Source organism: Micromonospora sp. SYSU B005 (assembly GCF_055362685.1).
Map to the genome: position 1 here is coordinate 58,366 of NZ_JAXCFU010000011.1, position 14,487 is coordinate 72,852.

The 14,487-nt window shown below is 73.1% G+C and carries 13 protein-coding genes; 5 read left to right on the forward strand and 8 right to left on the reverse strand.

Features of this window, described 5'->3' with window-relative positions; genetic code table 11:
- Positions 1-14: 14 nt before the first annotated feature.
- Positions 15-1,466 carry an argininosuccinate synthase gene (argG, locus tag SM452_RS23130; protein ID WP_030504283.1) on the reverse strand — a complete coding sequence of 484 codons (1,452 nt, stop codon included), beginning with the start codon at positions 1,464-1,466 and terminating at the stop codon, positions 15-17.
- 57 nt (positions 1,467-1,523) lie between these two features.
- Positions 1,524-2,336 (reverse strand): TrmH family RNA methyltransferase, encoded by an 813-nt coding sequence (locus SM452_RS23135; RefSeq protein ID WP_355509764.1) that lies wholly within the window; start codon positions 2,334-2,336, stop codon positions 1,524-1,526.
- Positions 2,337-2,438: 102 nt separating this feature from the next.
- On the opposite strand from SM452_RS23135, the gene SM452_RS23140 reads away from it, so the two are divergent.
- On the forward strand, positions 2,439-4,271 hold the full coding sequence (locus SM452_RS23140; RefSeq protein ID WP_355509661.1) for a thiamine pyrophosphate-requiring protein: 1,833 nt from the start codon (positions 2,439-2,441) through the stop codon (positions 4,269-4,271).
- Positions 4,272-4,275: 4 nt separating this feature from the next.
- Here the strand turns inward: SM452_RS23140 and SM452_RS23145 are convergent, their stop codons facing one another.
- Positions 4,276-4,836 carry a dihydrofolate reductase family protein gene (locus tag SM452_RS23145; RefSeq protein WP_463840691.1) on the reverse strand — a complete coding sequence of 187 codons (561 nt, stop codon included), beginning with the start codon at positions 4,834-4,836 and terminating at the stop codon, positions 4,276-4,278.
- 121 nt (positions 4,837-4,957) lie between these two features.
- Between SM452_RS23145 and SM452_RS23150 the strand changes: the two genes are divergently transcribed.
- Complete coding sequence (locus SM452_RS23150) at positions 4,958-5,557, forward strand: nucleoside/nucleotide kinase family protein (RefSeq protein WP_463840692.1); 600 nt, start codon at positions 4,958-4,960, stop codon at positions 5,555-5,557.
- Positions 5,558-5,566: 9 nt separating this feature from the next.
- Here SM452_RS23150 and SM452_RS23155 read toward each other — a convergent pair whose 3' ends face one another.
- The 4 genes from SM452_RS23155 to SM452_RS23170 all read right to left on the reverse strand — a co-directional run bounded on the left by SM452_RS23155 (position 5,567) and on the right by SM452_RS23170 (position 10,377).
- Positions 5,567-7,768, reverse strand: a complete 2,202-nt coding sequence (locus SM452_RS23155) for a transglycosylase domain-containing protein (RefSeq protein ID WP_463840693.1) — start codon at positions 7,766-7,768, stop codon at positions 5,567-5,569.
- Positions 7,769-7,859: 91 nt separating this feature from the next.
- Entirely contained in the window at positions 7,860-8,663 is an 804-nt protein-coding gene (locus SM452_RS23160) for a hypothetical protein (RefSeq protein ID WP_013475946.1), read from the reverse strand.
- A 128-nt stretch (positions 8,664-8,791) separates the two neighbouring features.
- Positions 8,792-9,898 carry an SPFH domain-containing protein gene (locus SM452_RS23165; protein ID WP_262014358.1) on the reverse strand — a complete coding sequence of 369 codons (1,107 nt, stop codon included), beginning with the start codon at positions 9,896-9,898 and terminating at the stop codon, positions 8,792-8,794.
- A 5-nt stretch (positions 9,899-9,903) separates the two neighbouring features.
- Entirely contained in the window at positions 9,904-10,377 is a 474-nt protein-coding gene (locus SM452_RS23170; RefSeq protein ID WP_120568994.1) for an NfeD family protein, read from the reverse strand.
- 98 nt (positions 10,378-10,475) lie between these two features.
- On the opposite strand from SM452_RS23170, the gene SM452_RS23175 reads away from it, so the two are divergent.
- Complete coding sequence (locus SM452_RS23175; RefSeq protein ID WP_463840694.1) at positions 10,476-11,786, forward strand: serine hydrolase domain-containing protein; 1,311 nt, start codon at positions 10,476-10,478, stop codon at positions 11,784-11,786.
- A gap of 332 nt (positions 11,787-12,118) precedes the next feature.
- Here SM452_RS23175 and SM452_RS23180 read toward each other — a convergent pair whose 3' ends face one another.
- Positions 12,119-12,931 (reverse strand): DUF3097 domain-containing protein, encoded by an 813-nt coding sequence (locus tag SM452_RS23180; RefSeq protein ID WP_463840695.1) that lies wholly within the window; start codon positions 12,929-12,931, stop codon positions 12,119-12,121.
- Positions 12,932-13,092: 161 nt separating this feature from the next.
- Here SM452_RS23180 and SM452_RS23185 point away from each other — a divergent pair, with 161 nt between their 5' ends.
- Both SM452_RS23185 and SM452_RS23190 read left to right on the forward strand, forming a co-directional pair.
- Complete coding sequence (locus SM452_RS23185; RefSeq protein ID WP_135241109.1) at positions 13,093-13,887, forward strand: hypothetical protein; 795 nt, start codon at positions 13,093-13,095, stop codon at positions 13,885-13,887.
- 138 nt (positions 13,888-14,025) lie between these two features.
- Positions 14,026-14,481: a GNAT family N-acetyltransferase gene (locus tag SM452_RS23190; RefSeq protein ID WP_262014361.1), complete on the forward strand. Its 456-nt coding sequence runs from the start codon at positions 14,026-14,028 to the stop codon at positions 14,479-14,481.
- Positions 14,482-14,487 lie beyond the last annotated feature (6 nt).

The following is a 14,487-nucleotide window of genomic DNA, read 5'->3' on the forward strand; positions in this document are numbered from 1 at the left end:
ACGAGCCGCGGCGATCAGTCGACGCCGAACTCCATCGCGGCGCGGTCGAGCGCCTCGTCCTCGGCGGTGGGCACACCCCGGGACGCGATGGCCTCGGCGCCGCCCTGCGGCATGGCACCGATCAGCCCGGTCGAGGCCGCCTGGGCGGCGCCCACGACCCGCTGCGGGTTGCCGCCGCCGACCATGCCGACGGAGGCGTACTGCTCCAGCTTGGCCCGGGAGTCGGCGATGTCGAGGTTGCGCATGGTGAGCTGGCCGATCCGGTCGGCCGGGCCGAACGCCGAGTCCTGGGTGCGCTCCATCGACAGCTTGTCCGGGTGGTAGCTGAACGCCGGGCCGGTGGTGTCGAGGATCGAGTAGTCCTCGCCCCGGCGCAGCCGCAGCGTGACCTCGCCGGTGACCGCCGTGCCGACCCAGCGCTGCAGCGACTCGCGCAGCATCAGCGCCTGCGGGTCGAGCCAGCGGCCCTCGTACATGAGGCGGCCGAGGCGGCGGCCCTCGTTGTGGTAGTTCGCGAGCGTGTCCTCGTTGTGGATGGCGTTGACGAGCCGCTCGTAGGCGGCGTGCAGCAGCGCCATGCCGGGGGCCTCGTAGATGCCCCGGCTCTTGGCCTCGATGATCCGGTTCTCGATCTGGTCGGACATGCCCAGGCCGTGCCGGCCGCCGATGGCGTTGGCCTCCAGCACCAGGTCGACGGCGCTGCCGAACTCCTTGCCGTTGATCGTCACCGGGCGGCCCTGGTCGAAGCCGATGGTGACGTCCTCGGTGGGGATCTCCACGGACGGGTCCCAGAACTTCACGCCCATGATCGGCTCGACCGTCTCGATGCCGGTGTCCAGGTGTTCGAGGGTCTTGGCCTCGTGGGTGGCACCCCAGATGTTGGCGTCGGTGGAGTACGCCTTCTCGGTGCTGTCCCGGTAGGGCAGGCCGCGCTCCAGCAGCCACTCCGACATCTCGGTGCGCCCGCCCAGCTCGGTGACGAAGTCGGTGTCCAGCCACGGCTTGTAGATCCGCAGCTGCGGGTTCGCCAGCAGGCCGTACCGGTAGAACCGCTCGATGTCGTTGCCCTTGAACGTCGAGCCGTCGCCCCAGATCTGCACGTCGTCGGCGATCATCGCGCGGACCAGCAGCGTGCCGGTCACGGCCCGGCCCAGCGGCGTGGTGTTGAAGTAGGCCCGCCCGCCGGAGCGGATGTGGAAGGCGCCGCAGGTCAGCGCCGCCAGCCCTTCCTCGACCAGGGCGGCGCGGCAGTCGACGAGGCGGGCGACCTCGGCGCCGTAGCTGAGCGCGCGGCCGGGCACCGAGGCGATGTCGGGCTCGTCGTACTGGCCGATGTCAGCGGTGTAGGCGCAGGGGACGGCGCCCTTGTCGCGCATCCACGCGACGGCTACCGAGGTGTCGAGGCCGCCGGAGAAGGCGATGCCGACACGTTCGCCGATGGGCAGGGAGGTGAGAACCTTGGACACAAGGAAGATTATGCACGCCGTCGCATGGTCATGCAAGCCGGTCGTCAGAGCCCGTCGTCAGATCGGGTCCTCACGCCCCAGCTCCCAGAACGCCACCGCCGCGGCTGCGGCCACGTTCAGCGAGTCCACGCCGCGCCGCATCGGGATCACCACCCGCACGTCGCTGGCCGCCTGCGCCGCCGAGGTCAGCCCCGGCCCCTCCGCCCCGAGCAGCAACGCCGCCCGGTCCCGCTGCGCCGAAGTCAGCCGCTGCATCGGTACGGCATCCGGCGCTGGTGTCATCGCGAGCACCGTGAACCCGGCCGCCCGGACCTGGTCCAGCCCGTCGGGCCAGCGATCGAGCTTGGCGTACGGCACCGCGAACACCTCGCCCATGCTCACCCGTACGCTGCGCCGGTACAGCGGGTCGGCGCAGGTCGGGGACAGCAGCACCGCGTCGACGCCGAGCGCGGCGGCACCACGGAAGATCGCGCCCAGGTTCGTGTGGTTGTTGACGTCCTCCAGGATCACCACCCGCCGGGCGGCGGCGAGCACCTCGTCGGCGGAGCGCAGCGGCTTGCGGTGGAACGACGCGAGCACGCCCCGGTGCACGTGGAAGCCGGTGGCGCGCTGGAGCACGTCCGGCGTGGCCGCGTACACCGGCGCGTCACCGGTGTCCAGGTCGGCGAGCTGGTCCACCCGCTTGGCGTCGACCAGGTACGACCGGGCCGGGTAGCCGGCCCGCAGCGCCCGCCGCAGCACCAGCTCCCCCTCGGCGATGAACAACCCGTGCGGCGGTTCCCAGCGGGTACGCAGCTCCACGTCGGTGAGCGCGCGGTAGTCGGCGATCCGGTCGTCGTCGGGGTCGGTGATCTCGTGGACGGGCACCAGGCGATTCTGCCCGGCCCGCCCGGCCGCTCCGGCGCGGGCCGGGTTTCCGGCGTCCCGGGCGGGGAAGCAAGCCGGGAGGCCGACGGTGACGGAGGGACCACGATGGGCGCGGATCACGACGGCAACCTCCCCCGCGACGCCACAGTCGCCGACTACCTGGTGGCCCGGCTCGCCGAGTGGGGCGTGCACCGCTACTACGGCTACCCGGGCGACGGGATCAACGGCATGACCTCGGCGTTGCAGCGCGCCGAGGGGCGGGCCCGGTTCATCCAGGTCCGGCACGAGGAGACAGCCGGGTTCGCGGCCGGCGCGCACGTCAAGTACGGCGGCGGCCCGCTCGGCTGCGTGGTGGTGACAAGCGGTCCGGGCGCGATCCACGCCCTCAACGGCCTCTACGACGCCAAGCTCGACCACCAGCCGGTGGTGGCGCTGCTCGGGCACACCGCGCTGCCCGCCGAGGGCGGCGGCTACTACCAGGAGGTGGACCTGCTCGCGCTCTACAAGGACGTGGCCTCGGCCTTCCTGGCCCAGCTCGACGACCCGTCCCAGGCCCGGCACCTGGTCGACCGCGCCTGCCGCACGGCGCTCGCCCGGCGTACCGTGACCGCCCTGGTTCTCCCCTCCGACGTGCAGGACCTGCCCGCGGTGCCGCACCCGCCGCACGCCCACGGCTACTACCACACCAGCGCGGTGCCGAGCAGCGAGCCGACGGTGCCGCCGGAGGCCGACGTGCGCCGCGCCGCCGAGGTGCTGCGCGGCGGCGAGCGGGTGGCGATGCTGGTCGGGCAGGGCGCGCTGGGCGCCGAGGACGAGGTACGCCGGATCGCCGACCGCCTCGGCGCCGGGGTCGCCACCGCGCTGCTCGGCTTCACCGCCGTCGACCACCGGCAGCCCTGGGTGACCGGCGCGATCGGCCTGCTCGGCAGCCGCCCGAGCTGGCAGCTCATGCGCGAGTGCGACCGGCTGCTGATCGTCGGCAGCCAGATGCCCTACTCGGAGTTCTATCCCCCGGAGGGCCGGGCTCGGGCGGTGCAGATCGACATCGACGGCACCCGGATGGGGCTGCGCTACCCGACCGAGGTGAACCTGACCGGCGACGCCGGGCCGACGCTGCGCGCCCTGCTCGAGGAACTGGGCCCGGGGCCGGGTCCGACCGCCTGGCGGGCCACCCTCGCCGACGCCACCGGCAAGTGGCGGGCCTCGCAACGCGAGGTCGCCGCCCAGCCCGCCGACCCGGTCAACCCGCAGTCGCTGTTCGCCACGCTCGACGACGCGCTACCCGAGGACGCCATGCTCGCCGTGGACTGCGGCACCGCCACCGCCTGGTACGCCCGGCACGTGCGGGTCCGCCCCGGCATGCTGGCCAGCCTCTCCGGCACGCTGCTCTCCATGGGCGGCGGGATGCCGTACGCGCTGGCGGCGAAGTTCGCCCACCCGGACCGCCCGGTGATCGCGCTCCTCGGCGACGGCGCGATGCAGATGAACGGCGTCAACGAGCTGATCACGGTGGCGAAGTACTGGCGGGAGTGGTCCGACCCCCGGTTCGTCGTGCTGGTGCTCAACAACCGGGACCTCGCGTTCGTCAGCTGGGAGCAGCGCTCCAGCGAGGGCACGCCGATGTTCCCGGACAGCCAGGACCTGCCGGACGTGGCGTACCACAGGTGGGCCGAGGTGCTGGGCCTCGGCGGTGAGCTGGTCGACTCCCCCGCCCGGGTGGACGGCCTGTGGCAGCGGGTGCTCGACGCGGACCGCCCGGTGGTGGTCAACGCGGTGGTGGACCCGGCCGAGCTGATGCTGCCGCCGCACTTCACCGCCGAGCAGGCCCGCAAGACCGCCGCCGCGGTGCTGCGCGGGGACAGCGACCGGGCCGGCATCGTGCGGCGCGGCGTACCGGCCGCGCTCGCCACGTACCGGCCCCGCCGCCGGGGCCGCTGAGGCGTCAGGCCCGCGCGTAGCGCAGCAGCACCGACCGTCCGTCGAAGGCGCGCGTCTCGACCAGCCGCAGGCCCTGCCGGGCCAGGCCGGGCAGCACCTGCCGTCCGCCGCCGAGCACCACCGGGTGCACGATCACCTCGTAGGTGTCGACGAGCCCGAGCGCGGCCAGCGCCGTCGCCGCCCCGGTGCCGCCGGTGACCAGCAGGTCGCCGGGGAACCGCTCGCGGACCTCGGCGAACTCCTTCGCCAGGTCGCCGCCGCCGACCACCACGGCGCCGTGGCCCGCCTCGGCGAGCGTCCGCGAGACCACGACCTTCGGGGTACGCCGCCAGACCGGCGCGAACGCCAGGTCGTGCGGGTGGTCGGAGATCGACTCGACCTGCGGCCAGTAGGAGGACATCATCTCCCACACCCGCCGCCCGTAGACGAAGGCGTCGGCCCGCTCGGCCAGCCCGATCGAGTACGCGGACAGCTCCTCCCCCATCTCCGGCCAGTCGAACTCGCCGTTCGGGCCCTCGATGAAGCCGTCGACCGACGTGTGCACCCCGTAGATGACGTTGCCCATGATGTGTTCCTCCGCGTCGCGGCGCGGCCCGGCCGGGCACGCTCACCGGTGGGTCGGAGCCGCCGGACCGGATCCGACACGTCACCTGCATGGTTGTCCGGGTGCGTTAGCGTCCGGGGCTGTGGGCCGTCCCGTGATGATCGCACTGATCGGTGTCGACGGCTCCGGAAAGACGACCCAGGCCAGGGCGCTCGCGGCGCGGCTGCGCGAGCGGGGTGTGCGGGCGCGGTACTTCGAGAACGCCGGTGGGCGGCCGCTGTGGAACCGGCTGGCGCGGGGGCTCGGCCGGCCGGACGGGGTGGCGCTGTTCGGTCGTACCGTCTATCCGGCCCTGGAGGCGACGGTGCGCGCGGCGGCGATGGCCCGGACCGTCGCGGTGGCCCGCCTGACCGGACGGGTGGCCGTGCTGGACCGGTGGACCTGGTGCCAGGACGTGATCATGGCGGCCCGGGGCGACCGGGGACGGCGCGTGGTGCGCGCCGTCTACGCGGTCTTCCCGCGCCCGGCGGTGGTGTGCTTCCTGGGCACCTCGCCCGAGGTGGCGCAGCGGCGGGTGGCCGCGCGGGGCATCGACACCGAGGAACTGGCGCACCTGCGCGCGCTGGACGGCGCGTACCGGGCGCTGCCGGAGTTCGGCTCGTTCGTCACGCTCGACGGCGACGGCACCCCGGACGAGGTGGCCGCCGCCCTCGACGCGGCGGTGCGTGCGGCCCGGCGGTGAGAGGGGCCGTTACCCCCGCTCGCGCAGCCAGCGCAGCACGTCGGAGGGCAGCTCGCTCTCCTGGCGCTGCTCGCGGCGGTCCGGCTCGGTCCGCCGGGGCGGCTGCGGGCGCTGCGGGTCGCCGACCAGCGCCCGGCTCGGCGCGGTGAAGTCGGCCACCGGCTTGCCGGTGAGCGCCGTCTTGATGGTCCGGGCCACCGCGTCGATCACCTTCGCCTGCACGGCGGAGCCGACCAGGTCGGTGACGTCGTCCGGGTTGGCGGCGATGCCGGCGACCGCGACCTGCGGGGTGTAGCCGACGAACGTCTCGGTGGCGTTGCGCTCCGAGCTGCCGGTCTTGCCGGCCACCGGGCGGCCGACGATCGAGTCGACGGCGGTGGCGGTGCCGCCGTTGCACTGGTCGAACGCGGACTGCTGGCCGACCGGGCAGCGGGCCGCGTCGGTGGCGGCGCGGGCCACGTCCGGTTCGAGCACCCGCTTGCAGGACGGCTGCGCCACGTCGACGGTGTCGCCGTCGGGCGCGGTCACCGACACCACCGGCAGCGGCGTGCAGTACGTGCCCTCGGCGGCCACCGTGGCGTACGCGTTCGCCAGGTCCAGCGGGGTGGTGGCGGCGACGCCGAGCGTGAACGCGCCCCAGTTCGCGGCGTTGTCGCGGGCGAACGCGGCGTCGGAGTCGGCCCGGAAGGTGATGCCGAAACGCTGGGCCATCTCCACCACCTTGTCCTCGCCGACCTGCTCGGCGAGCCAGACGAAGTACGTGTTGACGGACCGGCCGAAGCCGTCCCACATCATCCGGTAGCCGTCCATCCACTGCGGGTTGGCGTTGGCCGGGCACCACGTGCCGTCGCAGTTGCCCTCGTCGTCCGAGGCGTACCGGGTGGGCAGCCTGCTGGGGGCGTCGAAGCCGGTGGACAGCGGCTTGCCGGCCTCCAGCGCGGCCAGCATGGTGAACATCTTGAACGTCGAGCCGGCCTGGTAGCCGTCGACGCTGGCGCCGCCGGAGATCAGCGGGTTGACCGTGTTCGGGTGGTTGGCCTGCCCGTCCGGGTTGGCGTCGAGGCTGTAGTGCCGGTTCACCGCCATGGCGAGGACCCGGCCGGTGCCGGGCTCGACCGCCGCGATCGGCAGCGCGCGCTTGTTGCCGTACCCGTAGACCTTGGTGGCCTGCTCCTGCGCGGTCTGCTGGATCTTCGGGTCGAGCGTGGTGACGACCCGGTAGCCGCCGCGGCGCAGCGCCTGCTCGCGCTCCTCGGGGGTGCTGCCGAAGGCCGGCTGGGTGAGCCACCAGCGGCGCAGGTAGTCGCAGAAGAAGCCCCAGTCGTCGTGCCCCTGGGCGGTGGCGGTGCAGCCGTTGGGCTGGGCCGTCGGGCGCAGCGTCAGCGGCTCGGCCTTCGCCGCCGCGGCCTGCTGCGCGGTGATCGCGCCGGTCTCGGCCATCGCGTCGAGCACGTACCCCCGGCGGGTCAGCGCCTGGTCCTTGTCGCCGTCGATCGGGCTGTACGCGTCGGGCGACTGGACCAGGCCGGCGAGCAGCGACGCCTCGCCCAGCGTCAGGTCGGCCGGGGCCTTGCCGAAGTAGCGCTGGCTCGCGGCGGCGACGCCGTACGCGCCGGAACCGAAGTAGGCGATGTTGAGGTAGCGGTTGAGGATCTCGTCCTTGGACAGCGACTGCTCCAGCGCGTTCGCGTACCGGATCTCCTGGAGCTTGCGCCCGACGGTCTGCTCGGTGGCGGCCTGCCGCTCCTCCGGGGTGCGGTTCGGGTCGGTCTTGAGCACGTTGCGGACGTACTGCATGGTCAGCGTGGAGCCGCCCTGCTCGGTGCCGCCGCCCTTGACGTTCGCGACCAGCGCGCGGGCGATGCCGCGCAGGTCAGCGCCGCCGTGCGAGTAGAACCGCCGGTCCTCGGCCGCGATGATCGCCTGCCGCATCACCGGGGCGATCTCGGCCAGCGGCACGTCGGTGCGGTTCACGTCGTAGAACGTGGTGATCAGCGTCTTGCCGTCGTTGGCGTAGAGGTAGGAGCGCTGCGGCTGCACGGGGGTGCGCAGCGCGTCGGGCAGTTCCGCGTACGCGCCGAGCGCGGCCCGGGCGGCGAACCCGCCGAGCAGGCCGCCGGGAAGCGCGGCGAGCGCGAGGACGAGCCCGGCGAGCAGGCCGGCCAGCAGCACGGTGAACAGCCGCGACAGCGGCGACCTGGGAGACGGCATGGACTCCAGGATTGCCACGAAAGCCGCCTACCGGCCACCTCGCCAGGCAACTGTCAGTTACTTCACGGCGACCGCCCAGCTGAAGAAACGGTCAGCCCGCCCCGAGTGGGCCCTTCGGTGACGTCGGCGGCACCGGTGCGGCGGCGACGCTCGCCGCGGCGGCGTCCCGGGCGATGGTCTCGGGCACCAGGCGGCCGCTGCGGTAGCCGATGCCGATGCCGGCGACCAGCACGAAGATCGCGCCGAACGTCTGGAGCGAGCCGATCAGCGCGCCACCCAGGCCGAGCAGCGGGGCGGCGATCATCAGCATCGTCCCGTCGCCGTAGGAGAACATCCCGGACCGGGCGACCGACCAGCCGGTGAGGAACCAGCCCACGCTGTAGAGGGTGGCGCCGAACAGCACGATGCCGCGCGCGGTCACGCCGAACACCGGTGTCTGCTCGGCCAGCCCGGCGAACGGCAGCATCAGCACCATCCCGCCGATGCTCGCGAGCAGCCCGGCCAGTGCGACGCGGCGGCAGCGGGTGGCGGCGAGCAGGCCGGTGAGCGCCAGCAGGGCGAGCAGCCCCAGCCACACCGAGGCGACCCAGCCGACCAGGTAGAGCGGCCGGCCGTCGGCCGGGTACGGGTCGTTGCCGACACCGCCGTCGCTGGCCATCGCCACCAGGCCGTAGAGGACCGCGTACGCCGGGAGCAGCCAGACCGCCGCGCGGGCGAACCGGCGGATCGACCAGGCCCAGGTCGCGTCGGTGGCCGGCGCTCCCGGGCCGGGTTCGGAGACGAACGGCAGGACCCCGAAACCCCCTCCGGTACGCCGGGAGCCGATCGGTCCGGCGGGGTCGTGCGCGCCGGGGACCGGGGTACGGGAGAACAGCCGGTTCGCCGGGTCCTTCATGCCTCACCTCGTTCGCGCCGCGGATGGCCCGGGACGCGCAACGGCGCTCCGGCCCTGCTCACCACCCGTCCTGAAACCGATGGTGGCAGTCGCCGGAGCGCCGTATGAGGGATTCTCGGATTTGCCGGTCAGCCCCGCTCGCGCTGGTCCGCCGGGTCGTTCACCAGGCTGGCCGGGGACACCGGCTCCGGCGCGGGCAGACCCTGCGGGGTGTTGCCGCCGGTGGCCTGCGCCTCCGCCACGCGTACCTCGTTGTGGATCTCCTGGGCCGCGATGGCCGCGGCCTGGGCGGCCTCCGCGGCCTCCCGCTCGACCTCGCCGGCACTCTTGGCGGCCTCCGGCGACGGCTGGTCGCCGACCATGTTCGCCAGTCCGCCCAGCGCGCCACCCATGCCCTCCAGGGCCTTGGTCAGCTCGGTCGGGACGATCCAGACCTTGTTGGCGGTGCCGTTGGCGATCTGCGGCAGCGCCTGGAGGTACTGGTACGCAAGCACCTTCTGGCTCGGGTTGGCGGTGTGGATCGCGTCGAAGACGGTACGGATCGCCTTGGCCTGGCCCTCCGCCTGCAGGATCCGGGCCTGCCGGTCACCGTCGGCGCGCAGCACCGCGGCCTGCTTCTCACCCTCGGCGGTGAGGATCTGCGACTGCTTGTGCCCCTCGGCGTTGAGGATCGCGGCACGGCGGTCCCGCTCGGCGCGCATCTGCTTCTCCATCGAGTCGCGGATGCTCGGCGGCGGCTCGATCGCCTTGATCTCGACCCGGGTCACCTTGATGCCCCAGCGGCCGGTGGTCTCGTCCAGCACGCCGGACAGGTGCCGGTTGATCTCCTCGCGGCTGGTCAGCGCGCGCTCCAGGTCCAGCGAGCCGATCACGTTACGCAGCGTGGTGACGGTGAGCTGCTCGATGGCCTGGAGGAAGTTGGAGATCTCGTAGGTGGCGCGAACCGAGTCGACCACCTTGAAGTAGAGGACCGTGTCGATCGAGACGACCAGGTTGTCGGAGGTGATCACCGGCTGCGGCGGGAAGCTGACCACCTGCTCGCGCATGTCGACCTTGGTGCGCACCGCGTCGACGAACGGCACCAGCAGGTTGAGGCCCGGGTTCAGCGTGCGCTTGTACCGGCCCAGCCGCTCCACCACGTCCTGACGCTGCTGCGGCACGATCCGTACCGCCTTGAACAGCGTCACCACACCGATCAACGCCACCGCGATCATCAGGATCGCCAGAAACTCCATACCGTTCACCTTTTCGCTTCGGGCAGCTCGCCCGGGGTGGAAATGTCGTCCTGCCATACCAGGGCGGTAGCGCCCCGGACCTTGATCACCTGCACCCGCTCACCCTCGGCGTACGTGCGCGTCGCGTCGTACGAGCGGGCCGTCCACAGCTCACCATCGATCTTGACCATGCCCCGGTCGGCGTCGACCGGCTCCAGGACCACAGCGGTGGCCCCTTCCAGCGCCTCGACCCCGAACGGCTGCTCCCCGGTCTCCAGCGCCGGCCGGGCGTGCCGCCGGACCACCGGACGGACCACCGCCACCGAAAGCGCCGACACCACCGCGAAGATCACCGCCTGGAGCGCCACCGGCGCACCGAGCGCCGCGGCGCCGGCGGCGGCGAACGCCCCGACCCCGAACATGATCAGGAAGAGCGTCGTCGTGAAGATCTCGGCGACCGCTAATACCACACCCAGAACGATCCAGAAGACGGCGTCCACGAGACCAATCCTGACACGTCAACGCACGTGTCATCGAACTGTCATGATCGCTAGGCTCGGCACGGCGTACCGCGCCGCCGGCCGACGAGGAGGACGACATGCCCCTGCTGCCCGAGACCGCGCGTCAGGTGGACCTGCTGGTCGCCCGGGCCCAGGCCGAGGGGCGGGGTCCCTCGCTCGCCCTCGGCGTGGTCCGCGACGGCCGGCTGGCGCACCTGGCGGTCGCCGGTGAGACGCCCCGCCCGGACGGCGATCTCCAGTACCGGGTCGGCTCGATCACCAAGACCATGACCGCGGTGCTGGTGATGCAGCAGCGCGACGCCGGGCGGCTGGCGCTCGACGACCCGCTCGACGCGCACCTGCCCGGCACCCCGGTCGGCGCGGTGACCGTGCGCCAACTGCTCGGCCACGTCGGCGGCCTGCAACGCGAGCCGGACGGCGACTGGTGGGAACGCGCCGAGGGCATGGACCTGGACACGCTGCTGGCCGGGCTGACACCGGGCAAGATCGCCTATCCGCCGCACTTCGTCTACCACTACTCGAACCTGGCGTACGGGCTGCTCGGCGCCGTCCTGGAACGGATCACCGGCACGCCGTGGGCGGAGCTGCTGACCGAGCGGCTGCTGACGCCGCTGGGCATGCGCCGCACCACGTACCACCCGGCCGAGCCGTACGCCCACGGCTACGTCGTCCACCCCTGGCACGAGACGCTGCGGGAGGAGCCGCGTACCGACACCGGGGCGATGGCCCCGGCCGGACAGCTCTGGTCGACTGTCGAGGACCTGGGTCGCTGGGCGGCGTTCCTGGCCGACCCGGACCCGGCGCTGCTCTCCCCCGCCACGCTCACCGAGATGTGCGCCCCCGTGGTCATCAACGACCTGGACGCGTGGACCGGCGGGCACGGCCTCGGCATCGAGCTCTACCGGGTCGGCGACCGGGTGTACGTCGGGCACGGCGGCTCCATGCCCGGGTACGTCGCCGGCCTCGCCGTGCACCGGCCGACACGCACCGCCGTGGTCAACTTCGCCAACGCGTACGGGCTGCGCGGCCACCACATCGGCGCGCTCGGCCGTGAGGCGCTCACGCTGGTGCTGGACGCCGAACCGGCCGCGCCCGCGCCCTGGCGCCCGGCCGACCCGCCCGCCGCCGACGTGGCCGCGCTGACCGGCCGCTGGTGGTGGATGGGCGGCGAATACGAGTTCCGCGTCGACGCCGCCGGTGACCTGGTCGGCGGTCAGGTGGGCAGGCCGCTGCTCCGCTTCACGCCGGAGGGCCCGGACCGGTGGCGGGGCCGCTCCGGCTCCCAGGACGGCGAGATCCTGACGGTGATCCGCGACCGTTCCGGCACCCCGGTGGCCCTGGACATAGCCACCTTCCTCCTGACCCGCACCCCCGACGAACTCCCCTGACAGCCCCCGCCCCCACCCCCCGCCGCCCCCGCCGCCCCCGCCCCCGCCGATCTTGCACTTGTGGCCCCTATTTCGCCCCGCTATGCCCGATCCGCGGGGACCACAACTCCATGATCGACGCACACCCGCACCACTCACCCCGGTGATCAAGGAGTTTGTGTCGGCGTTGATCTCCGATACGCCCACAAACTCCTTGATCAACCAGGCGAGGGGCGCGAGGGCGCCAGAACAGAACCCGCAAGGGGCGGGGACAGGAGATCTGGGCACGGTCGCCCCCGGCCCCAACCGCAACCACTCCAGGCCGCAAGCCGAGCAGCCCTAACCGCAACCGGTCACCCAGACTCGGTGACGAAGTCGATCAGGCGCTCCATCGCGTTGATCAACGGCGTCTCCACGTCGGCGAAGCTGTCCACCCGGGACAGGATGTGCCGCCACATGTCCGCCGGCTCACCCACCCCGAGCGCCGCGCAGACGCCCTCCTTCCAGGGCTGCCCCGGAGGAACCACGGGCCACGCCGCGATGCCGAGCGCCGCCGGGCGTACCGCCTGCCACACGTCGACGTACGGGTGCCCGGTCACCAGCACGTGCGGCGAGTTCACCCGGGCCACGATGCGGCTCTCCTTCGAGCCGGGTACGAGGTGGTCGACGAGCACACCGAGCCGGCGACCCGGGCCGGGCGCGAACGCGCGTACCTCGTCGGCGAGCGCGTCGATGCCGTCCAGCGGTTCCACCACCACGCCCTCGATGCGCAGGTCGTCGCCCCAGATCCGCTCGACCAGCGCGGCGTCGTGCACGCCCTCGACCCAGATCCGGCTGGCCTTGGCGACCTGCGCCCGTACGCCGTCCACAGCGATCGACCCGGACGCGGTACGGCGGCGCGCGGCGGGCACCGGTGCGCGGGCCGGGCGTCGCAGCGTGACCGGCCTGCCGTCGAGCAGGAACGCGGCGGGCAGCAGCGGGAAGTTGCGCCGCCGTCCGTGCCGGTCCTCCAGCACGACCGCGCCGGAGTCGAAGCCGACCACGGCGCCGCAGAACCCGGAGTCGGCGTCCTCGACCACCAGGTCGGGTTCGGCGTCGACCTCGGGGGTGACCTTCCGTCGTCGCCAGTCACCGGCCAGCACGTCCCCGTCGTATCGCCCCGCCATGCCGCTGACGCTAACCAGCGCCCCGGCGTGTCGCTCGCCGACGCGCCGACCGGGCCGTCATCCGTCGGCACGAAACGGTGCGAAGGGGGTAGTTGGGGCCAGGTCGCGCCGCCGGAGCGGCAGCCGAGACAGCAGCGGCGCGGAGCACGTACCCTTTCCGCATGTCCTCCCCCGCAACGGGCGCGGCCACGCTGGCTCCGCGCCGGTCGAGCCGGTTCGTCGCCTGGGTGCGTGCCTGGCGAGCCGGTCTGGTGCCCTTCGACGAGGTGGCCGACGCCGTCGCCGGCGACGAGGAGCACCTCGTCGCCGACGCCCCCGGCACCTGGACCGACGTGTCGCTGCGGGAGGCGCTGCCCAGCCTCGCCAAGCATTCACCAGACGACATCCGCCTGGTGCTGCCCGCGCCCGGTGACCCGCGCGGCCTGCCCGGTCCGGGCGCGTTCGCCGGGGCGGCGCTGGTGGCGGGCGAGGCGGTGGTGGCGAGCGGGATGGGGCTGGTGCCCGAGGTCCGTACGCACACGTCCGGCTCGGGGATGACCTGGGAGACGGTGCTCTGGCGGGTGCATCCGCTACCGGCGGACGCGCCGAAGGCGTCCCTCACCACGCCCGGCGCGGCGGAGGCGGAGGCGGAACTCGCCGCCGTGCTGGCCGAGACCACCGCCACGCTGACCCGGCTGGACGTCGCACAGTGGCGGCCCGAACTCGCCGGGGCGCTCGCCGCGCTGCGCCGGCCGGACGGCGCCACCGACCTGCCGCCCGGCTTCGACCCGCGCGCCCGCCGCCTGTTCGCCCGCGCCGCCGTACTGGATCGGGTGCTCGCGCTGGCCGGGGAGAGCGCGCCCGGCGGCGCGGTGAACACCTACGAGGCGCAGCAGCGGGACGCGGCCCTGCGGCCGCTCACCACCGCGTGCCGGCAGGCCCTGGTGGCCGCCTGCAACGCGCCGCTGCGACTCTAGGGTCTGGTGTGAAAGTCGCTGGCCACGGGCCGCGGGCTGTGTTCCCATGCCGCAGTGAGGAGCGAGAACGTGTCCGGCGCGGACGTACCCCCGACTGTCCGACAGCGGTCTGATCGCGACCTCAGTGATTGTGTGCGGGTGCTGGCAGAGGTTCATGAGCGCGACGGTTATCCGGTGAACTGGCCCGATTTCCCGGCCGCATGGCTCACGCCGCCATCGCTCATCGCCTCCTGGGTGGCGGAACTGGGTGGCCGCATGGTCGGTCATATCGGCTTGTCCCGAAGCGACGCGGGAGACGCGGCACCTGGGCTGTGGGGCGCTCGGGCAGGTGTGAGTATCGACGCGACTGCCGTGGTCAACCGGTTGTTCGTCGCTCCGTCGGCCCGCGGCCACGGGATCGGTGCGCTGCTGATGGCGCAGGCTGTCGAAGAAGCACAGCATCGCGGTTTGCATCCCGTGCTCGACGTGGTGGCTTCTGACACTGCGGCGGCGGCTCTGTACGAGAGGCTCGGCTGGCAGCTGCTGGCCACAGTCGAACAGCGGTGGAGCCCGGAGCAGAAGGTCGCCGTCCGGTGTTATGCGGCGGCAACCTGAGGGTAG